Source organism: Thiobacillus thiophilus (assembly GCF_055378705.1).
Genome location: NZ_AP042404.1, coordinates 1,253,888 through 1,272,045, shown reverse-complemented (window position 1 = coordinate 1,272,045; position 18,158 = coordinate 1,253,888). Strand labels below are relative to the sequence as shown.

General features: G+C 62.8%; 21 protein-coding genes. 14 read left to right on the top strand and 7 right to left on the bottom strand.

Annotated elements, in window-relative coordinates; all coding sequences use genetic code 11:
• The first annotated feature begins 40 nt into the window (after nucleotides 1-40).
• The 5 genes from ACZ41T_RS06135 to ACZ41T_RS06115 all read left to right on the top strand — a co-directional run bounded on the left by ACZ41T_RS06135 (nucleotide 41) and on the right by ACZ41T_RS06115 (nucleotide 4,179).
• Nucleotides 41-934, top strand: a complete 894-nt coding sequence (locus tag ACZ41T_RS06135; protein ID WP_464923595.1) for a U32 family peptidase — start codon at nucleotides 41-43, stop codon at nucleotides 932-934.
• A gap of 20 nt (nucleotides 935-954) precedes the next feature.
• On the top strand, nucleotides 955-1,410 hold the full coding sequence (gene queD, locus ACZ41T_RS06130) for a 6-carboxytetrahydropterin synthase QueD (RefSeq protein WP_464923594.1): 456 nt from the start codon (nucleotides 955-957) through the stop codon (nucleotides 1,408-1,410).
• A 244-nt stretch (nucleotides 1,411-1,654) separates the two neighbouring features.
• Nucleotides 1,655-2,602, top strand: a complete 948-nt coding sequence (locus tag ACZ41T_RS06125) for an IS110 family RNA-guided transposase (RefSeq protein WP_464922210.1) — start codon at nucleotides 1,655-1,657, stop codon at nucleotides 2,600-2,602.
• 111 nt (nucleotides 2,603-2,713) lie between these two features.
• The gene (gene ubiT, locus ACZ41T_RS06120; protein ID WP_464923593.1) at nucleotides 2,714-3,163 is read left to right on the top strand and encodes a ubiquinone anaerobic biosynthesis accessory factor UbiT; all 450 of its coding nucleotides are present in this window, start codon (nucleotides 2,714-2,716) and stop codon (nucleotides 3,161-3,163) included.
• A gap of 446 nt (nucleotides 3,164-3,609) precedes the next feature.
• Nucleotides 3,610-4,179: a YIP1 family protein gene (locus ACZ41T_RS06115; protein WP_464923592.1), complete on the top strand. Its 570-nt coding sequence runs from the start codon at nucleotides 3,610-3,612 to the stop codon at nucleotides 4,177-4,179.
• A gap of 7 nt (nucleotides 4,180-4,186) precedes the next feature.
• Here ACZ41T_RS06115 and ACZ41T_RS06110 read toward each other — a convergent pair whose 3' ends face one another.
• The 3 genes from ACZ41T_RS06110 to ACZ41T_RS06100 are packed head-to-tail and all read right to left on the bottom strand — an operon-like array spanning nucleotide 4,187 to nucleotide 6,191.
• The gene (locus tag ACZ41T_RS06110; RefSeq protein ID WP_464923591.1) at nucleotides 4,187-4,789 is read right to left on the bottom strand and encodes an FmdE family protein; all 603 of its coding nucleotides are present in this window, start codon (nucleotides 4,787-4,789) and stop codon (nucleotides 4,187-4,189) included.
• Complete coding sequence (locus tag ACZ41T_RS06105) at nucleotides 4,786-5,913, bottom strand: hypothetical protein (protein ID WP_464923590.1); 1,128 nt, start codon at nucleotides 5,911-5,913, stop codon at nucleotides 4,786-4,788. The genes ACZ41T_RS06110 and ACZ41T_RS06105 overlap by 4 nt, the downstream gene beginning before the upstream one ends.
• Before the next feature lie 23 nt (nucleotides 5,914-5,936).
• Nucleotides 5,937-6,191: a DUF2249 domain-containing protein gene (locus ACZ41T_RS06100; protein WP_464923589.1), complete on the bottom strand. Its 255-nt coding sequence runs from the start codon at nucleotides 6,189-6,191 to the stop codon at nucleotides 5,937-5,939.
• A gap of 103 nt (nucleotides 6,192-6,294) precedes the next feature.
• Here ACZ41T_RS06100 and ACZ41T_RS06095 point away from each other — a divergent pair, with 103 nt between their 5' ends.
• Nucleotides 6,295-6,702, top strand: a complete 408-nt coding sequence (locus ACZ41T_RS06095; RefSeq protein WP_464923588.1) for an Rrf2 family transcriptional regulator — start codon at nucleotides 6,295-6,297, stop codon at nucleotides 6,700-6,702.
• A gap of 36 nt (nucleotides 6,703-6,738) precedes the next feature.
• On the opposite strand, the gene ACZ41T_RS06090 is transcribed toward ACZ41T_RS06095, so the two are convergent.
• The gene (locus ACZ41T_RS06090; protein WP_464923587.1) at nucleotides 6,739-7,983 is read right to left on the bottom strand and encodes a nitronate monooxygenase; all 1,245 of its coding nucleotides are present in this window, start codon (nucleotides 7,981-7,983) and stop codon (nucleotides 6,739-6,741) included.
• 429 nt (nucleotides 7,984-8,412) lie between these two features.
• On the opposite strand from ACZ41T_RS06090, the gene ACZ41T_RS06085 reads away from it, so the two are divergent.
• The 6 genes from ACZ41T_RS06085 (at nucleotide 8,413) to ACZ41T_RS06060 (ending at nucleotide 13,712) form a co-directional block, all read left to right on the top strand.
• A complete protein-coding gene (locus ACZ41T_RS06085; protein WP_464923586.1) occupies nucleotides 8,413-8,895 on the top strand; it encodes a hypothetical protein in 483 nt (160 codons plus the stop codon).
• A gap of 27 nt (nucleotides 8,896-8,922) precedes the next feature.
• Complete coding sequence (locus ACZ41T_RS06080; RefSeq protein WP_464923585.1) at nucleotides 8,923-10,071, top strand: OmpP1/FadL family transporter; 1,149 nt, start codon at nucleotides 8,923-8,925, stop codon at nucleotides 10,069-10,071.
• Between the two features lie 76 nt (nucleotides 10,072-10,147).
• Complete coding sequence (locus ACZ41T_RS06075) at nucleotides 10,148-10,351, top strand: YgaP family membrane protein (RefSeq protein ID WP_464923584.1); 204 nt, start codon at nucleotides 10,148-10,150, stop codon at nucleotides 10,349-10,351.
• Nucleotides 10,352-10,488: 137 nt separating this feature from the next.
• The gene (locus ACZ41T_RS06070) at nucleotides 10,489-11,094 is read left to right on the top strand and encodes a TetR/AcrR family transcriptional regulator (protein ID WP_464923583.1); all 606 of its coding nucleotides are present in this window, start codon (nucleotides 10,489-10,491) and stop codon (nucleotides 11,092-11,094) included.
• A gap of 279 nt (nucleotides 11,095-11,373) precedes the next feature.
• Nucleotides 11,374-12,849 (top strand): SulP family inorganic anion transporter, encoded by a 1,476-nt coding sequence (locus ACZ41T_RS06065; protein ID WP_464923928.1) that lies wholly within the window; start codon nucleotides 11,374-11,376, stop codon nucleotides 12,847-12,849.
• Between the two features lie 11 nt (nucleotides 12,850-12,860).
• Nucleotides 12,861-13,712 (top strand): universal stress protein, encoded by an 852-nt coding sequence (locus tag ACZ41T_RS06060; RefSeq protein ID WP_464923582.1) that lies wholly within the window; start codon nucleotides 12,861-12,863, stop codon nucleotides 13,710-13,712.
• A 34-nt stretch (nucleotides 13,713-13,746) separates the two neighbouring features.
• Here ACZ41T_RS06060 and ACZ41T_RS06055 read toward each other — a convergent pair whose 3' ends face one another.
• From ACZ41T_RS06055 to ACZ41T_RS06045, 3 genes are read right to left on the bottom strand one after another with little or no spacing between them, the layout of a single operon-like run.
• Nucleotides 13,747-15,033 (bottom strand): hypothetical protein, encoded by a 1,287-nt coding sequence (locus tag ACZ41T_RS06055; RefSeq protein ID WP_464923581.1) that lies wholly within the window; start codon nucleotides 15,031-15,033, stop codon nucleotides 13,747-13,749.
• A 33-nt stretch (nucleotides 15,034-15,066) separates the two neighbouring features.
• Nucleotides 15,067-15,309 (bottom strand): DUF2249 domain-containing protein, encoded by a 243-nt coding sequence (locus ACZ41T_RS06050; protein ID WP_464923580.1) that lies wholly within the window; start codon nucleotides 15,307-15,309, stop codon nucleotides 15,067-15,069.
• Nucleotides 15,310-15,317: 8 nt separating this feature from the next.
• Nucleotides 15,318-15,773, bottom strand: a complete 456-nt coding sequence (locus tag ACZ41T_RS06045) for a hemerythrin domain-containing protein (RefSeq protein WP_464923579.1) — start codon at nucleotides 15,771-15,773, stop codon at nucleotides 15,318-15,320.
• A gap of 131 nt (nucleotides 15,774-15,904) precedes the next feature.
• Here ACZ41T_RS06045 and ACZ41T_RS06040 point away from each other — a divergent pair, with 131 nt between their 5' ends.
• A complete protein-coding gene (locus tag ACZ41T_RS06040) occupies nucleotides 15,905-17,935 on the top strand; it encodes a ribonucleoside triphosphate reductase (RefSeq protein ID WP_464923578.1) in 2,031 nt (676 codons plus the stop codon).
• Nucleotides 17,936-17,958: 23 nt separating this feature from the next.
• Complete coding sequence (gene nrdD / locus ACZ41T_RS06035) at nucleotides 17,959-18,150, top strand: anaerobic ribonucleoside-triphosphate reductase (RefSeq protein ID WP_464923577.1); 192 nt, start codon at nucleotides 17,959-17,961, stop codon at nucleotides 18,148-18,150.
• Nucleotides 18,151-18,158: the final 8 nt, after the last annotated feature.

Here is an 18,158-nt window from a genome sequence, read left to right as displayed (position 1 = left end):
TGTCCCCGCCTAACCCCTTACCCCTAACGGCTCACGCATCATGAACCTGATTCTTGGTCCCCTTCTTTATTACTGGTCGCGCGACGACGTCCTCGCCTTCTACGAAGAAGCGAAAAGCTGGGACGTGGCGCGCGTGTATCTGGGCGAGAGCGTGTGCTCGCGCCGTCATCTGCTGCGCCTGTCCGACTGGCTGGCGCTGGCGGAACAGTTCGCCGCTGCCGGTAAGGAAGTGGTGCTTTCCAGCCAGACGCTGATCGAGTCGGAATCCGATCTCAAGATGCTGCGCCGGATCGTGGCCGACGGCCGCTTCCGGGTCGAGGCCAACGAATGGGGCGCGGTGCGGCTGCTGTCCGGAGCCGGCGTGCCCTTCGTCGCCGGGCACACGCTCAATGTCTACAATCCGGAAACGCTGGATGTGCTTGCCGGGCTGGGCGCGCAACGCTGGCTGCCGCCGGTGGAAATGTCGCGCACCACCCTGGCCGCGCTGCTCGAACGCGCCCCGGCCGGAATGGAAACCGAAGTTTTCGCCTACGGCCGGCTGCCGCTGGCGTATTCGGCGCGCTGCTTCACCGCGCGCCACTACAACCTGCCCAAGGACGATTGCCAGTTCCGCTGCCTCGACCATCCCGACGGGCTGGCGCTGACGACCCGCGAGGGCGAAGCCTTCCTCACCCTGAACGGCATCCAGACGCAGTCCGCCGGCGTCTACAGCCTGATCGGCGAATTGCCCGCTCTGCGCGAACTCGGCATCGCCAGTCTGCGCCTGTCGCCGCAGTCGCGTCACATGGGGCGCGTGGTCGAAGCCTTCCAGGCGGCGCTGGCGGGCGAAACCGGCGCCGCAGAAAAGCTGGCGCGCGTCATGCCGGGCCCGGCGGTCGACGGTTACTGGCATGGCCGCGCGGGTCTCGAGCACAGCGCGGAGAACCACACCTGACATGCCGGGATACGCTTGATATGTTAATCACGCGCAGACTGGAATTCGACGCCGGCCACCGCATCCCACACCACGCCAGCCAGTGCCGTCACCTGCACGGCCATCGCTACGCACTTGAAATCACGCTGTCCGGCGAGATCATCCGTACCGAAGGCGCTGCGGAGCAGGGCATGGTAATGGATTTTTCCGACGTCAAGGCCGTCGCCAACACGGTGCTGGTCAACCACTGGGATCATGCCTTCCTGGTGTACCAGGGCGACCGCGCGGTGGTGGAATTTCTGGCGTCGTTGCCCGAACACAAGACCGTCGTGCTGCCGATGATCCCCACCGTGGAAAACCTGGCGGCCGAAGCGTTCCGTATCCTCGATGCGGCCTATCTCGACAGCTACGGCAACCAGCTTCGGCTGCAACGGGTGCGCCTGTACGAAACGCCCAACAACTGGGCCGACGCTGTTCGTCAGGGACGTGCCGAATAAGTCCCGGACCTTGTCATCCTATGCTTGCGCCAACTCGTTTTGAATAGGATATTCGAGACGAGCCAGGAGTAGGGTCTGAAGCCGAAGTTGTCATGAGTCGTTCGAGGCTGTTCGCAATGGTGGTTGCCCTTCTCCGCCCTTACTGATTCCGGACAGTTCATTGGGGCGTGACCCCGCATTCAGGATGGATGGAAAGTGTAAGTGGCTGGTTTTTCATACATTTCCAAGGATTCAGGGGTGATTGATGATTGTAGGCATTGATATCAGCAAGAAATGGTTTGATGCGGCCTGGCAGGTGGATGGTCAGGGCCGGCATCAGCGCTTTGAGTACACCGATGAAGACATCGGCCAGTTGTTGGCGCAAACGCCCGAGGCGGCACACTACGTGATGGAAGCAACGGGAACCTACCATGCGCGCTTGGCGCTCAGGCTGCATGAGTCGGGGCGGCGAGTGAGCGTAGTCAACCCGCTGGTCATCAAGCGCTTTTCCCAAATGCAGCTGTCACGGGTAAAGAGCGACCGTGCGGATGCCGAGTTGATCCGGCGCTATGGCGAACAGCAGCCCTTGTCGCCCTGGGCGCCCGCCACGGATGAAGTACTTGAATTGCAGCAGGCGCATGGCTGGCTGAACGACCTGATCGGGGAGCGCACCCGGCTGCTCAACCGGCGCGAAGCCCATGCCCACCACGCCAAACCCAACGCCTTCGTCATTTCGCAGATGGCAGCGCAGTTGCAGCAACTGGACGGACAGATCAAGACATGCGAACGGCATCTGGAGGTGATGGTAAAAAAGTCTTTTACCGAGTTGTTTGAGCGGCTGCTCACGATTCCCTCGATCGGCGCCAAGACGGCGATCGAGCTGATCATCGTGACGGACGGCTTCAGGCGCTTCGAGGACGTCAAGGCGCTGTGCGCCTATATCGGGGTGAGCCCGACGACATTCCGCTCGGGCAGCTCGGTCAATGGCAAAGGCGGGATCGCCAAGCTGGGGCAGGGGCGGATGCGTCAATTGCTCTACCTGTGCAGTTGGACCGCGAAGACCTGCAATCCGGCCTGCAGGGCACTGTATGCCCGCTTGAAAGCACTGGGCAAGCCGCCGAAGGTCATCAACGTCGCAATTGCGCATAAATTGTTGAGGCAGGCCTTCGCGGTGGCAACGACCAATGCGCCTTTTTCGACAGAATATGCTTGACGAGAAGCACAGTTCATTGCGAACGCGGCAAATCAGCGTTTTAATAAAGGCCATGCTGGCCCGCAATAACAAATTGAATGCGGTCCCCCATTGAATCATGGAGCAATCATCGTGAACCTAGCCTTTCCCCCGCTGCTGGCCAACGTCGTCAGCCGGCTTCCGGCCGCACCGCCCAGCCTGGCATTTTCGGTGGCGGCAAACCGTCTGCTGTGGCCGGCACTGAAAACGCTCGACTGGCAAGCGCTGGTCGGTCGGCGCTACGCCATCCGCGTCAAGGATCTTGGGCTCTGCCTCCGCTTCACCGTCACCGAGCGCGGCTTCGCGCCGGACGGCGGCGCGCCCGACCTCACCATCAGCGCCAGCGCCCGCGATTTCCTGCTGCTGCTCAGCCGCCGCGAAGATCCCGACACCCTTTTCTTCAGCCGTCGTCTGGTGAGCGAGGGCGACACCGAGCTCGGCCTTACCGTCAAGAATCTGCTCGACGCCCTCGACCCCGAAGCCGTGCTGCACCGTTTGCCCGCCCCCCTGGCGCGCGCGGCCCAGCGTTTGATGGCGGCTTAAGGCCGATTCCCGTCGACTTCTTGTCGATGGATCGGTACGGGTCGGCCGTCCACTCATCCATATAGGTACACGCCTCCGGGGTGGGTTTTCTGGACGCCTTGCCCAGGAGGGGGGCATGTTCTGGTTGCTTTGTCGATGCCGGAAAATGAGGGTGGTGCCTGCACCGCGTTCTCTTTGGCTATGCCCTTGGTCAGAATGCTCGCACTTTGCGTGCGGACAAGGTGGGCCGAATCAATGAATCAATAACCATCAAGAACAGCGCGCTATTGAGACGGCTCAACGAACCAATCAAAGCCAGGAGGCAGGGGCATAATTTATCCGTTGCTGGCCGGCTGGTTTTTCACTGGCTTTTATATCATGTTGTGATATAAATAAGTCACGGCAGTACGCCGGTTCAGGTTGAAGCCCGTCGCGGACGGTCGCCACATTGAGAAAAGGAGATTCACATGAGTATCCTGCGCCTTCACAAAATGTTCGTTTCGTCTGACGAGGGATGGGATGAACTGGCACACATGCACGCCTCGCCACTCAAACTGTTTTTTTTCCTGGCCGTGCCATTTTCACTGATTCCGCCCTTGATGCTGGAGTATGCCGGCCATCATATTGGCGCCATCATGTTCCCGAACACGGCCGCACAGGCGTGGAGCATGGCCGCGCTCTTCTTCCTCGTTGTCGAGCTGATTACCGTCCCGCTCATGGCCCGGGCGATCATGTCAGTGGCCGGCAGCAAGGGGACCGCCTGTAATTACCTCGATGCCTTCACGCTGGCCGCCGTTGCGGCCGTGCCGCTCTGGCTATCGTCGCTGGTGCTCTTCTCCGACCAGATTGCCCTGATCGTGGCCATGGTCGTGCTGGGCGTGGCGGCTTCGGTCGTGCTGATCTTCCGCGGGGTGGAGAGCATCCTGAAAGTCGAGGAAGACGTGGTCGCCTTCGATATCGCCTATACCGTCACCGCGCTCGGCCTCATCGCGTGGGTGCTGCTGGTCATGCTGGGACTCGTCCCGGCGCTTACCTGAGCAGGATTTACCGGAACGCCACCAGCGCCGGGTCGTCGAAATGGTCGATCAGGATGCGCTTGACCCGCACCTGCCAGAGGCGGCCAAATTCGGTTGCTTCTGCGGCGCTTGCCGTGTCGGCAAGCAGTTTCTGCATCAGCTTCCATAGTTCGGGTGGCGCAGGCACGACATCAGGATGATAGGCGACCGCCACGTGCGCGCCCGAATCGATCCGGGTGAAGCAGAGTTCGGCGTCGATTGCGGCTCCGAATACCAGCAGATTGCGGCGGCTGAAGCGGCCCGCCAGGCCCTTGAACCCGCCGTCGCCTGCTGCGCCGGTGAGCAGGCTGGCCACGGCGGCGGTGACGCCGGCAACCCCATCCGCCTGCGCGGCATTTAGTTCGACCCGGATGCCGCCGCGCTCGGGAAGCCCGTCCGGATAAAGCCTCGCCAGCGCCTTGAGGGTCATGAGGTAGGCACCCGCCACGGTGGGGCAGGAATGTCCGGTGAGTTTGACCGCGTCGGTGTAGCCGTACTCGATCCGGCCGTTTTCGACGGTGCCGAGCAGTTCGGCCAGAGCGTCGTGCAGGGTGAGGCGGGGCACGGCAGCAAAGAATTCCGGATAGCTCATGACAGATTCCCTCTTTGAATGACGAAAGCCTGCAGCAGCGCGGCGGCAGCCTGCAGCAGAAACCAGATCAGCATGGCCGCACCCAGCAGCAGGCCCCACTCGCGGCCCAATCCGGCCGCGATTCCGCCCAGGAAAAATAGCACGGCACGGACGCCGCCGTAGCGTCCCAGGCGGACGCGCAGCCGGGCATGCCAGTCGCTCTGTATGCCCGGGCGCAGCCAGACCGGCAATAACTGGCTGGCCGTGCCGGACACCAGCGGCAGCATGAAGCCGCCGACGAAGGCCAGCGCCGGTTGGGTGGCGCGAAACCCGCCCTCCGCAGCCAGCGGGGCCATGGCGCCAAAGATCATGCTGAGGGCGAGTCCGGCCAGCGCGGCGGCGAGCAGCGGTGCAGCGCCGTGCAGGGCGAGGATCTCGGCGCGATAAAGTCGCAGCCAGCTTGTCCCCAGCCGCACCAGCGGGACCGCCCATAAGGCGCCGCCGATCCAGGCGAGCGGGCCGAACCAGGCCGCGCCGATGGCGACCAGCAGAGTGCCGGCGGTCGCCCACGGCAGGTCGCGGCGCAGCCGCGGGCCGACTTGCGGGTCGGGTCTGCCGACGACGGTCGGCAGCAGCACCGCGAGGGTGCTCACGGCGGTCAGCCCGACGAAGCCGAGCGTGTTGAGATGCAGATGAAAGCGGTGCAGGGCAATCGCCTGTTGAGGCCAGACCGCGCCCGCGAGGATGGCAAGCAGGGCCAGCACGAGACAGGCCAGTGCGGTGTCGTACCAGGCCAGGCCGGGGTGCGGCCGGCCCAGCATCCCGGCACGCCGCCGCCGGCTCCAGGCGAGCAGCGCGCCAGTTGCGGTCAGCGCCAGCAGCGCGCCCGCATAACGCCCCCAATACAGGTCCGGCATGCTGAACGCGCCCACTACCAGCACGCCGCCGGCCAGCGCCAGAACGGGAATGCCGTGCAGTCCGGCGGCGGCGGCACGGGTGCGGGTGAGCACCGGGATGAAGTGACTCATGGCGCCGAAGATCAACGGCATGGCCCCTACCGCCAGAATCAGGTGCAGGACGGCGGGGCGTCCGGCGTGAGGCGCCCACAGCAAGGCCGCGGCAAACGCGACCAGTGCAATGAACACCAGCGCCGGCAACACCTTGGCGCTCAGCTGCGGATGAAGTCGATCACGATTTCCCCCGGGTTGCGCAGCAGGTACTGGATTTCAACGGCGTCGCCATAGCGGGCGCGCAACTGGTCGAGCAGCGGCAACGGGTCGTGATCGTTGACGAAGCGCATGCGCTCGCCCGAATTCAGCGCGTCCAGCGCACCGAAAATGGCCGCGTGGCGGAAACGTTTGGCGATTCCGCGCGCGTCGAAGGGGTAGACGTTGTCCTGGCGAAGATGGAGGTGGGCACTCATGGCAGTCGTCCTGTAGATGTAAATGGAATGCATATTATAAACACAGGATGCCATTTTATCGGGCTTATAATGTGTTTTTTAATTGCATCTAAAGTCCGCCACCATGCAGCTCACCCGCTTCACCGATTTCTCCCTGAGGGTGCTGATCCACCTGGGACGCCATCCCGACGCACAGGCCACGGTGGCGGGGATGGCCGCCGTGCACGGCATTTCCCGCCACCACCTGACGCACGTGGTGCACCAGCTGGGTCTCAAGGGCTACATCGAAACGACGCGCGGCAAGGGCGGTGGTTTCCGCCTGGCGCGCAGCCCCGAACTGATCCGGATAGGCGATGTGGTGCGCGATATGGAGACGGGGTTCGAGATCGCCGAGTGCTTCCGGCCGGGCGAATCCGCGTGCCGCCTGATGCCGGGCTGCGCGCTCAAGACCATCCTGGCGGAAGCCAGCCACGACTTTCTGGCTCGCCTGGATCGCTACACCCTGGCCGATTTGCTGCCCGTCCAGCCTTGACCGGGCGGCGGATGCCGCCGCCGAGGCTATGGCCGCTCAGGGCGGCAGCGCGATTTTCTGGTCGATACTGAACCGGTAGTCGTGGAATACCTGTTCTGCGCTGAGAACCTGATAGCTGCCGTCCGGCAGGCGCCGGGTGGTGTCCTTGAGGCGGTAGGTGGTTTGGCCGCAGGTCCAGATGTCGAAGTTGCGCATGTGGGTGCACAGGCAGGTCTTGTCCATGACCTTCACCTTCTTCGCGCCCGGGTGCAGTTCCACTTCGCGGTTGTAGGCGTCGATATAACTGCAGCGGCCGTTGCTGTCGAGCAGATAGCCGTAGGCTTCGCAGTTGGGGCGGATGCCGGAACCGATTCCGGGGCTGCCCTTGAGCATGCGCATCGGATAGCCGGTCGGCGAGATGGTGTTGACTTCGATGTCTTCTTCGCTGGCCTTGAAGTATTCCTGCTTGACCTTGTCCGGCAGGCCGCACTCTCTGGTGACGGTGAAGCGCGTGGCCACCTGCGCGGCCGCCACGCCCTGTTCGAGGAAGGATACGGCATCGCTGCCGGTGAAAATGCCGCCGGCGGCGATCACCGGGATATCGAGGTGTTCGGTTTTGAGGAACGCCTGCACCTCGGCGACGAGGGTGCGCAGGTCGTACTTCGCCCAGTCCAGGCCGAAGCCGAGGTGACCGCCGGCGAGCGGCCCTTCCACCACGACAAAGTCCGGCAGGCGCTGCAACCGCGCGTTCTTGCGCAGGAACATCCCCAGCGCCCGCGCCGAAGAGACGATGATGCCGAGTTTGGCATCGCGAAAACGCGGGTGATCCTCGATCAGCGCAAACGAGCCGAGATGCAGACCGGCGCTGAGCGTGATGCCGTCGATACCGGCGTCGAGCGCGGCCGACAGGCGCACCCGCAGCGTTTCACGCGGCGCATTCATGGTCAGCTTCTCCATGCAATTGATGAAGATCATGCCGTTGCCGCGCCTGGCCTCCATGGTGCGGCTCACGTGGTTGCGCGTGGCCTCTTCGAGCACCGCGAGGTTGAAATGCACGCCGGACTTGTCGCTGCTGGCGACGTTGGCCTTGTACTTTTTCAGCTTCTCGCTGACAAATTTGGTGCCGTAGCGCCGGTCTGACACGGACTCCACCAAAGCGTCGGAAATATGGCCAATACCGCCGAGGCGCGCCACTTCGAGCGCCAGTTCGGCGGTCGAAATGTCCACGCCCATGCCGCCGATGACGATCGGCACCAGTTCCTGTTTGCCGAAGCACAGGCGGAAATCATCCACGCGTTTCATACTGACCCTCTGGTTTCGTTGGCTGGCCCGGACGGCGAGCGAGCCCGGCACCCTGCCCGGGGGCAAGGGTGTTGCGGGAACGCCGGCATGTCGTCAGGCCGCGACTCAACAGCTTGAATAACGAAATATTGTATCCGCACGCCGCATGGATGACACCGGAAAGATTCCTTGCGGTCGGCCGGAAGGCCTGCAGCGACATTTCAAAACTTCACGATCCGCTTGCACAGAAAGCAAAGTTGTCTTATATAATCGCCTGAACATGTGATCGTGTGATCATGTGTTCACTCTGTGCCATCACCTCCTGGAGATATCTGTATGAAAAACCCCCTGTTTACCCCATTGATACTGGCTGCCTGTCTCGTTTCGACAGGCCTTGCGGCAGCTGAAACACCCACACCCGCAGCCCCCATGCCTGCCGAAATGCAGACCATGATGAAGGCGTACACGCCGGAACTGCGTCAGAAGGTGATGGCGCTATCGCCCGAATTGAAGGCCACCATCCAGAAACTGCATGCGGGCCATCCGCGTCGCGCCAAGGAAACGAATCTGCGCCAGATCATGCATGAAATCCTGTCCGAATATCAGAGCATTGCCTCGGCAGTGGCGACCGACAACGCCGAGCAGGCAGCCGAAGCTGCGCGCCGCCTGGCCAGCCACCGCATCCCCAAGGGCGGCTTGCTGGCCTATTTCCCGCTGGATAAGGTCAACGACGACGACATGGGTGTACTGCCGGCGATGAACACGGCCGTCGAGGGCAGCGCGCTCAAACTGGCGGCAGCCGCGGATGCGGGCGACATGGCGTTAGCCGCTTCCTACATGAGCGACATCATGACCGGATGCGTTGCCTGCCATCAGAAATTCCGCGGCGTGCCCGGCAATTCGGCCTATCTGATGACCCCGCAATCCAAGTAACACCCACTATCAGAGGAGATCTGGAAAATGAAAAAACAGCTTGTATCGGTTGCCGTATCGTCGGCACTTTTGTCCTTTGCATTCAATGCCCACGCCACCAACGGCGACCAGATGCTGGGCGTCACTGCCACCCAGTGGGGCATGGGCGGCGCCATCGTGGCCGCACCGCAGGATGCTGCCACCATCCTGTACAACCCCGCCGGCCTTGCCACCCTGGGCATCAAGGACGTGCGCTTCGACATGGGCGTGGGCGTGCTCAACCCGCCGCGCGAGGCCAATGGCCAGGAAAGCGATTCCGATTACTACCTGATGCCTGCAGGCGCGGTTGCCTTCAACGTCAATGACAAGCTGTTTCTGGGCCTCAACATGGGCGGTGTTTCCGGCAGCGGAGTTGATTTTGCAGACGTGAAGCCTTTAGCTCTCGGTACGCAGGCAGTTGTCGCCACCAAGCAGTCCTACAAGATTGCCCCCGGCTTCGCCTACAAGGTCAGCGACCAGCTGTCGGTCGGCGCCGCGCTGCAGATCGGTTACCAGAGCCTGGCAATTCACAACAACAGCTTCACCTTGCCCCAGACCCAGGTCTACGGGGCGGGCATGAACGCCGGCCTGATCTACAAGGTCAATGATGCCGTGCAGGTGGGCGCAAGCTGGACCAGCAAGACCGACATGCAAGAGTTCGAGTGGAACACCACCGCCGGTGCTTACGCCATGACCATGGACATGCCGCAAATCTTTGCGCTGGGCGTGGCTTTCAAGCCCATGCCAGGCCTGCTGATCGAGGCGGATATCAAGCACATCGGCTTCAGCGACGTGCTTGACCGGGTTGCATTCCAGACTCCGGGAGGCCCTAGCAGCATGAATTTCGGCTGGAGTGACCAGACCGTCTACGCCATCGGCGTGCAGAAGGCGATCAACGACAAGACCACGGTGCGTGCCGGCTTCAACTATGGCAAGTCACCCATCGGTGCGGAAGACGTGGACAACAACATCGGCTCGCTGGCGATTACCGAGAAACACCTCTCGCTCGGCATGACGCGTGAATTCAGCGACAAGGTATCAGGATCGCTGGCCTACACTCGTGCTTTCCACAACGATATCACCTCGAATACAGGAAGTGGCACCACGATCGAACTGGAGCAGAACATCGTCAACCTCCAGCTCAGCTACAAGTACTGATCGAAACGCCCGGCCGCACGGCCGGGTTCCCCGCATTTCCCGCCTCTTTGAGGCGGTTCACTAACTGGAGTTTCTCATGACCGTAGACCGTATCGTGCACCTGGTGGCGGGCCTGATGGTGCTGTTCAGCATCGCACTGGCCCACTTTTCCAACCCGACCTGGATCTGGCTTGCCGTTTTTGTCGGCGCCAACCTGGCGCAAAGCGGCGTGACCGGCTTCTGTCCGCTGGCGTTCATGCTCAAAAAATCCGGCGTAAAAGAAGGCAGTTGTTGTTCCTGATTTGATGTGACGGCTGACCTTTCGGCAGCGGCCATTCGCGCTGCTGCCATTTCTTCTTGCGGAGGCGTTCAATGTTGTCCGGCCCGGACGGCACGTACTATTTCGCTTGCTGGTATTGCTTTGGGCGCCAAAACACAGTGGCCGTAAAAAAAAGAAAATCCGCGGAAGTTCGCCGCCACGACATCATCGAGGCGGCCATGGACATCATTCGCCATGAAGGCGTGGGCAAGCTCACCACCCGAACGCTATCCGAGGCGGTCGGCATTGCGCAACCCACCCTGTTTCTCCACTTCGGCAACAAGAGCCACATCCTGGTCGCGCTGGTGGACACCATTCAGGAGCGGCTGCAGAAGGGGATGGCGGGGCTCGACCTGGCGCAGATGACGCCGCTGGAGCGCCTGAAGGCGGTCATCCGCGCCCATTTGAATTTCATCCAGCAGCAGCCGGGCATTCCCCGCCTGCTGTTTTCGGAGGCCTTGCAAAGCGGCGACCCCATTTTCCGCGACCGCATGAACGAACTGGTGATGTTCTTCCTGAACTTTATCGCCGATCTGATCGTCGCCGCGCAGGCGCAGGGGGAAATCCGTTCGGACATTGTTCCCCAGCAGAACGCCTGCATTCTGATCGCGGCAGTGCAGGGACTGGCTTTCCGCTGGATCCTCTCCGACCACCGCTTCGATCTGGCGGAGCAGGTCGATGCCGTCACCACGACCTTTATCGAAGGCTGGGCGCCGCGGGTTTAAGGCTTGCTCAAGCGCCCATTCCGGCGCGGATGCAAGGTGCGGCCGCGGGCCGTTTCTGGACAGGTGCCAGGCAAGCGGGAATAATGCGCGCCTGAGAACGCCCATATCGAGCGCCCGGCCGTCCAATGTAACGCCCTTCCACAATTCCTTCTGTCGTTTTTTGTGCTCGATGCTCTGCACCGGCACGATTCGTCGCACCCCACAAATTTCGTGCATGGCCGCGTCCGCCTTTCGGCTGGAAGTGGCATGCATTGCGCTTCATTTACTGGCAGCAGAATGATCAATTCCATCCGACAAGACTGGTTCTCCAACCTCCGCGGGGACCTCCTGGCCGGCATGGTGGTCGCCCTCGCCCTGATCCCCGAGGCGATCGCCTTTTCGGTTATCGCCGGGGTCGACCCCAAGGTCGGGCTGTATGCCTCGTTCTGCATCGCAGTGGTGATCGCCTTCGTCGGCGGCCGCCCCGGCATGATTTCCGCCGCTACCGGCGCGATGGCGCTGCTGATGGTCACCCTGGTCAAGACGCACGGCCTGGAATACCTGCTGGCCGCCACCCTCTTGACCGGCGTGCTGCAGATCGGCGCCGGCATCCTCAAGCTGGGGTCGCTGATGCGCTTCGTCTCGCGCTCGGTGGTCACCGGCTTCGTCAACGCGCTGGCGATCCTGATCTTCATGGCGCAGCTGCCCGAGCTGACCAACGTGACGTGGCACGTCTATGCCATGACCGCCGGCGGCCTGGCGATCATTTACCTGTTTCCCTACGTGACGCGGGCGATCCCCTCGCCGCTGGTGACCATCGTCGTGCTGACCGGGCTGGCGATTTTTCTGAACCTTGACATCCGCACCGTGGGCGACATGGGCGAGCTGCCGGACACGCTGCCGATCTTCCTCTGGCCCGAGGTGCCGCTCAACTTCGAGACCCTGGCGATCATCTTCCCGTATTCGGTTTCACTGGCGGTGGTGGGCCTGCTCGAATCGTTGATGACCGCGACCATCGTCGACGACCTTACCGACACCACCAGCGACAAGAACCGTGAGTGCAAAGGGCAGGGCATCGCCAACATCGCCTCCGGCCTGGTCGGCGGCATGGCCGGTTGCGCGATGATCGGCCAATCGGTGATCAACGTGAAGTCGGGCGGCCGCACGCGGCTGTCCACCCTGTCGGCGGGGGTGTTCCTGCTGCTGCTGATCGTGTTCCTCGGCGAATGGGTCGCGCGGATCCCGATGGCGGCGCTGGTGGCGGTGATGATCATGGTCTCCATCGGCACCTTCAGCTGGGGTTCGCTGGCCAACCTGAAGAAGCATCCCGCCAGCACCAGTGTCGTCATGGTGGCGACGGTTGTTTTTGTCGTCGCCACCCACAACCTCGCCATCGGCGTGTTCATCGGCGTGCTGCTGGCGGCAATGTTCTTTGCCAACAAGGTGGCGCAATACAAGTACGTCAACTCGGCGCTGAGCGAAGACGGCCTCACCCGTACCTACAAAGTATTCGGCCAGGTGTTTTTCGCCTCGGCCGACAAGTTCGTCGACTTCTTCGATTTCAGGGAGGCCGTCGACAGGGTGACGATCGACCTGTGCCAGGCGCATTTCTGGGACATCACCGCCGTCGCTGCGCTCGACAAGGTGGTGCTCAAGTTCCGCCGCGAGGGCACCGAGGTCGAGGTCGTCGGCCTCAACGAGGCCAGCGCCACCATCGTCGACCGCTTCGCGGCGCACGATAAGCCGGGCGCCGTGGATAATCTGATGGGCCACTAAGGGATAAAAAAATGACGCAGGTCATCGCATGTATCGACGGTTCCAGAATCACCCTCGCGGTGTGCGACTACGCCGCCTGGGCCAGCCGGCGCCTGGACGCCCCGCTGGATTTCCTGCACGTGCTGGGCCGGTCGGAATATCCCATCCCTGCCGACCTCAGCGGCAATATCGGGCTGGGCAGCCGCGATGCCCTGCTGCAGGAACTGGCCGAACTGGATGAAAAACGCAGCAGGGTAGCGCTGGAGCAGGGACGGTTGATGCTCGATGCCGCCAGGGCGCGCGCCGTCGAGGATGGCGTGCCGAATCCCACCAGCCGTCAGCGCCACGGCGAACTGGTCGACACCCTGATCGAACTCGAAACCGACATTCGCCTGCTGGTGATGGGGCGCCAGGGCGAGCATGGCGACAGTGCCGGCGAGCACATCGGCAGCCACCTGGAGAACGTGGTGCGCACCCTGCATCGCCCGATCCTGGTCATTCCGTCCGATTACACCGAGCCGCAACGCATTCTGCTCGCTTTCGACGGCAGCGCCACCACCCGCAAGGCGGTCGAGATGGTTGCGGCGAGCCCCTTGTTCCGCGGCCTGCCCTGCCATGTGGTGATGGTTGGCGAGGACAGGGCCGATTCGCAGGAATCGCTGGACTGGGCGCGAACCCATCTGGAAACCGCCGGCTTCGACGTGACGGCTGAAATCCTGCCGGGCGAGGTCGAAGCGGTGTTGTGTGCCTATCGCACCGAGCACGCCATCGACCTGATCGTGATGGGCGCGTACGGCCATTCCAGGATTCGCGAGTTTCTGATCGGCAGCACCACCACCAAGCTGATCCGCCAGTCCAGAGTGCCGCTGCTGCTGTTGCGTTAAGGCCGGTTTCGGTAGCGATTACCGGAAACCGGCCTCAGGAAAAGCGCCCGCCGTGGCGCGAAAACCGCCGCGCTGCCGCCAGCAGATTGAGCCACAGCAGCAGCGCCGACAGCGCCAGCCCGCCGCCCGCCGCAATGGCCAGCTGCTGCCACAGGGTGGCGCCGACAAGCAGCGCGCAGGCGGCGAGGTGAAGGCGGAACTGCCAGCGTGTCCAGCGCCCCGCAATCATTTCCTTCATGGTGGGGATGCTGCCAACCCGCGCTTGCAACTGCGCCTGCAGATGAAACCAGGCGAGGAAGGGCACGATCTTGTAGAGCATGCCGCTTACCACGCTCACCGCGAAGCCGCCGATGAACAGCACCCCCAGCAGCAGGGGGTAAGTGTCGCTGGCTGCCCACGCCGGCCACAGTCGGGCCAACAGCCAGACCGCCACGCAGGCGATCAGGCTGGCCATGCCGAGGCGCCAGTAATCGAGCGTGACGTCGGGCAGCTTTCTGCGCCGGCGCGCTTGCAGGCGCAGGGTAACGACGGCAAATGCCAGGATGCCGCCGGCGAGGCCGGCATCGGCGATGGCGGCGGCGACCGGGAAAAACAGCGGCGCGGTGGCGTGGAGCAGCAGCAGCGCGAACAGCGCGCCGGCGAGCCAGCGGCTCAGCCGCGGCGGATAGGGCGGCGTGATCTGGAACATCGGCACCACCTGGTAGGCCACGCCGATCACCAGCAGCAGCACCCAGCCGAGCAGGCCGAAGGCGGCATGTGCGGCGATCGCGATCGTGGTTTCGGTGGCGGGCGGGGTCCACCAGCCGGCGCGTAACAGCGCAAGTGCCAGTCCGAGCAGCAGGGTGACGCCCAGACACGCCATCGCAAGCCGCACGCCGGTTACGGTGACGCTGGCCACGGCGCGTGCGAGGCTGATCGATGCCGCCGCCAGAAAGACCGCGAAACCGCCGCCGAGCAGGGCGATGCCGATATCGAAAGCGGCCGGCGCGGCCGTCAGAAAGCCCGTCATCAAGGCGACGGTTCCCAGTGTCAGCGGTACATGGCTGAACCACGCCACCCACCGGGACGCAGGCAGGGACGAACCCGCCACCACCGGCAGCATCTGCAACAGTGCGCCCAGCATCGCCATGGCGAGGAAGCCCAGCGTGAGCGCGTGGGTGAGGGCGAACGCCTGCGGCGTCCAGCGCGAGGCCAGCGTCTCGGGCGCCCATACGATCAAGCCTGCGGCCGCCAGCAGAAACAGCGGGGCGGTGAGAAAAAACCGCAGCGGCAGCGCAAAGGACGGCGCCTGTTCGAAGGAGAGACCGGCTTGCTGACTCATTGCGCGATCCTTTTTTTACTGGTTTTCGCGGGTTTATAGGTCTTCGTCGGCCCGGTGGATCAGGATGACGTAGCTGCCGTCGGTGTTCATCTGCGCGGTGTGGCGATAGCCTCTTTCCGCGAGCACGGGGTAGAGCGGAAACGGTTCGCGGTGCAGCAGCATGCGGATCGACTGGCCGGGGCGCAGCTGATCCAGCGCGTGCAAGACCTTTTCCATCGGCTCCGGCGGCTCCAGCCAGCGCGCGTCGACGAGAATTTCGTCCGTCGGGGAGGGCATGCGAATCCCTACGGCGCTTCGGGTTCTGTGGAAACGGCCTCCATCGACCGGAGCAGGTCGTCGAGTTCGCCGCCCAGCATCTGGTCGGACATGGGATAGAGCACGTTCTCTTCCTTCAGGTTGTGCTGCTGTATCAGCATGTTGAGCGTTTCCGACAGGCCGAGATAGCGGTCGTGATCGGCACTGGCTACCGCGCCAGCCATTTCCTGTATCAGACCGCGCATCTGCTCGTGCTCCATGCGCATGACCTGCGTCGGCCCCATGCTCATGCCGGTGCGGGCTTCGAAGGCAGGAAACAGCACCTTTTCCTCCATCGCCAGGTGGTGCGTCATCGCAGCCTGGAAGCGCTCGAACAGGCTGCGCGCACTGTCCCAGTTTTTTTGCGACGCGGCCACTTCGGCGGCGGCGAACAAATCGTCGCAGGCGCGGTGATTCCCGCCCATAAAATCCACAATCGTGCTCATCGGTTTCTCCCGTGTTTGCTGAAGCCAGAGTGTATCAGGGCAAACAAACCGGCAAATCATCTTGACGTTTTATCTACATGTTGTATGGTTGCTGAGTGGCCAACACAAAATATAGATAAAAGGAGATGACGATGTCGGACGTGGGGATGGGTGCAGTGGTGTCGATGTTGCCGCACGAGGTGATCAAGCGCGACGGGCAGCGGGCGGATTTCGATGCGGGAAAGATCCGCTCGGCGCTGCTGCGCGCAGGCCAGGCCAGCGGCGAATTCGGCGAGGCGGAGGCGGATCTGCTGACCGCCCAGGTGGCGAAGGTGCTGATCCACAGCTTCCGCGGTTCGCCCCCGGAAATCGAGCGCATCCAGGATGTGGTCGAGCAGAGCCTGATCGCGGCCAACCACCTCGCCACCGCGCGTGCCTACATCGTCTATCGCGAAACCCACAAAAAGCTGCGCCAGGACCGCAAGACGGTGGTGGACGTGGAAACGTCGATCAACGAATACCTGTCGCGCCAGGACTGGCGCGTCAACGCCAACGCCAACCAGGGCTACAGCCTGGGCGGGCTGATCCTCAACGTCTCCGGCAAGGTGGTGGCCAACTACTGGCTCAACCACGTCTACGCACCCGAACTCGGTGAAGCTCACCGCGACGGCTCGATCCACGTCCACGATCTCGACATGCTGGCCGGCTACTGCGCCGGGTGGTCGTTGCGCACTCTGCTGCATGAAGGCCTGAACGGCGTGCCGGGCAAGGTCGAGGCAGGGCCGCCCAAGCACATGTCCTCCGCGGTCGGCCAGATCGTCAACTTCCTCGGCACGCTGCAGAATGAATGGGCCGGGGCGCAGGCGTTCAGCTCGTTCGACACCTACATGGCGCCGTTCATCCGCAACGACAATCTGCCCTACAGCCAGGTCAAGCAGTACATCCAGGAACTGATCTACAACCTCAACGTGCCGTCGCGCTGGGGCACCCAGACGCCGTTCACCAACCTGACCTTCGACTGGGTATGCCCGGAAGACCTGCGCGAGCAGGTACCGGTGGTCGGCGGCAAGGAGATGCCGTTCACCTACGGCGACCTCCAGGTCGAGATGGACATGATCAACCGCGCCTACATCGAGGTGATGACCACCGGCGATGCCAAGGGCCGCGTGTTTACCTTTCCCATCCCCACCTACAACATGACGCCGGATTTCCCATGGGAGTCGGAAAATGCCGAGCGGTTGTTCGCCATGACCGCGCGCTACGGCCTGCCGTATTTCCAGAATTTCATCAATTCGGAGATGAAGCCGAACCACATCCGCTCGATGTGCTGCCGCTTGCAGCTCGACCTGCGGGAACTGTTGAAGCGCGGTAACGGTCTGTTCGGCTCGGCCGAGCAGACCGGCTCGGTCGGCGTGGTGACGGTCAACTGCGCGCGCCTGGGCTATGAACACAAGGGCGACGAAGCCGGCCTGCTGCGCCGCCTCGACGCCCTGCTCGACATGTCGCGCAACGGCCTGGAAATCAAGCGCAAGGAAATCCAGCGCCTGATGGACAATGGCCTGTTCCCCTACACCAAGCGCTATCTCGGCACCCTGCGCAATCACTTCTCGACCATCGGCATCAACGGCGTCAACGAGATGATCCGCAACTTCACCGCGGACGAGCACGACATCACCTCCGACTGGGGCCACGATTTCGCGGTGCGGCTGCTCGACCATATCCGTGGACGCATCGCCGCCTTCCAGGAAGAAACGGGCCACATGTACAACCTGGAGGCCACGCCGGCCGAGGGCACCACCTACCGCTTCGCCAAGGAGGACCGCAAGCGCTATCCGGACATCCTGCAGGCGGGCACCGACGACGCGCCGTATTACACCAACTCGTCGCAGTTGCCGGTGGGCTTTACCGACGACGCCTTCGAAGCGCTGGAACGGCAGGACGATTTGCAGCGCAAATACACCGGCGGCACCGTGCTGCACCTTTACATGTCGGAGAACATTTCCTCGGCCGATGCCTGCCGCAATCTGGTTCGCCGCGCGCTTACGCGTTTCCGCCTGCCCTACATCACCATCACACCCACATTTTCGATTTGCCCCAAACATGGCTACCTCGCCGGAGAGCATGAGTTCTGCCCCACCTGCGACGAGGAAGCCCTGTCCCGTAAACGTGCTGTTGCCGCTTGACCCTAACCATAAAGGAGACTGAAATGAACGATATGACCATTCCGACCCAAATTTTGAACGCTGCTGCCGCCCTGAAAGACGAAGAGCGCACCCGCTGCGAAGTGTGGACCCGTGTGATGGGCTACCACCGCCCGGTGACGAGCTTCAACAAGGGCAAGCAGAGCGAGCATCGCGAGCGGCGCCACTTCGTCGAAAGCTGCTGCACACCCGGCTGATTCCGCCA

What these genes read in the sequence shown, in the direction of transcription:
- ACZ41T_RS06115 (WP_464923592.1), top strand. Translation starts at nt 3,610, where the DNA reads ATGAGTATCCTGCGCCTTCACAAAATGTTCGTTTCGTCTGACGAGGGA.
- ACZ41T_RS06100 (WP_464923589.1), bottom strand. Translation starts at nt 6,191, where the DNA reads ATGAGTGCCCACCTCCATCTTCGCCAGGACAACGTCTACCCCTTCGAC.
- ACZ41T_RS06135 (WP_464923595.1), top strand. Translation starts at nt 41, where the DNA reads ATGAACCTGATTCTTGGTCCCCTTCTTTATTACTGGTCGCGCGACGAC.
- ACZ41T_RS06055 (WP_464923581.1), bottom strand. Translation starts at nt 15,033, where the DNA reads ATGAGTCAGCAAGCCGGTCTCTCCTTCGAACAGGCGCCGTCCTTTGCG.
- ACZ41T_RS06085 (WP_464923586.1), top strand. Translation starts at nt 8,413, where the DNA reads ATGATGAAGGCGTACACGCCGGAACTGCGTCAGAAGGTGATGGCGCTA.
- ACZ41T_RS06125 (WP_464922210.1), top strand. Translation starts at nt 1,655, where the DNA reads ATGATTGTAGGCATTGATATCAGCAAGAAATGGTTTGATGCGGCCTGG.
- queD (WP_464923594.1), top strand. Translation starts at nt 955, where the DNA reads ATGTTAATCACGCGCAGACTGGAATTCGACGCCGGCCACCGCATCCCA.
- ACZ41T_RS06045 (WP_464923579.1), bottom strand. Translation starts at nt 15,773, where the DNA reads ATGAGCACGATTGTGGATTTTATGGGCGGGAATCACCGCGCCTGCGAC.
- ACZ41T_RS06050 (WP_464923580.1), bottom strand. Translation starts at nt 15,309, where the DNA reads ATGCCCTCCCCGACGGACGAAATTCTCGTCGACGCGCGCTGGCTGGAG.
- ACZ41T_RS06090 (WP_464923587.1), bottom strand. Translation starts at nt 7,983, where the DNA reads ATGAAACGCGTGGATGATTTCCGCCTGTGCTTCGGCAAACAGGAACTG.
- nrdD (WP_464923577.1), top strand. Translation starts at nt 17,959, where the DNA reads ATGAACGATATGACCATTCCGACCCAAATTTTGAACGCTGCTGCCGCC.
- ACZ41T_RS06060 (WP_464923582.1), top strand. Translation starts at nt 12,861, where the DNA reads ATGACGCAGGTCATCGCATGTATCGACGGTTCCAGAATCACCCTCGCG.
- ACZ41T_RS06040 (WP_464923578.1), top strand. Translation starts at nt 15,905, where the DNA reads ATGTCGGACGTGGGGATGGGTGCAGTGGTGTCGATGTTGCCGCACGAG.
- ACZ41T_RS06095 (WP_464923588.1), top strand. Translation starts at nt 6,295, where the DNA reads ATGCAGCTCACCCGCTTCACCGATTTCTCCCTGAGGGTGCTGATCCAC.
- ACZ41T_RS06080 (WP_464923585.1), top strand. Translation starts at nt 8,923, where the DNA reads ATGAAAAAACAGCTTGTATCGGTTGCCGTATCGTCGGCACTTTTGTCC.
- ACZ41T_RS06110 (WP_464923591.1), bottom strand. Translation starts at nt 4,789, where the DNA reads ATGAGCTATCCGGAATTCTTTGCTGCCGTGCCCCGCCTCACCCTGCAC.
- ACZ41T_RS06075 (WP_464923584.1), top strand. Translation starts at nt 10,148, where the DNA reads ATGACCGTAGACCGTATCGTGCACCTGGTGGCGGGCCTGATGGTGCTG.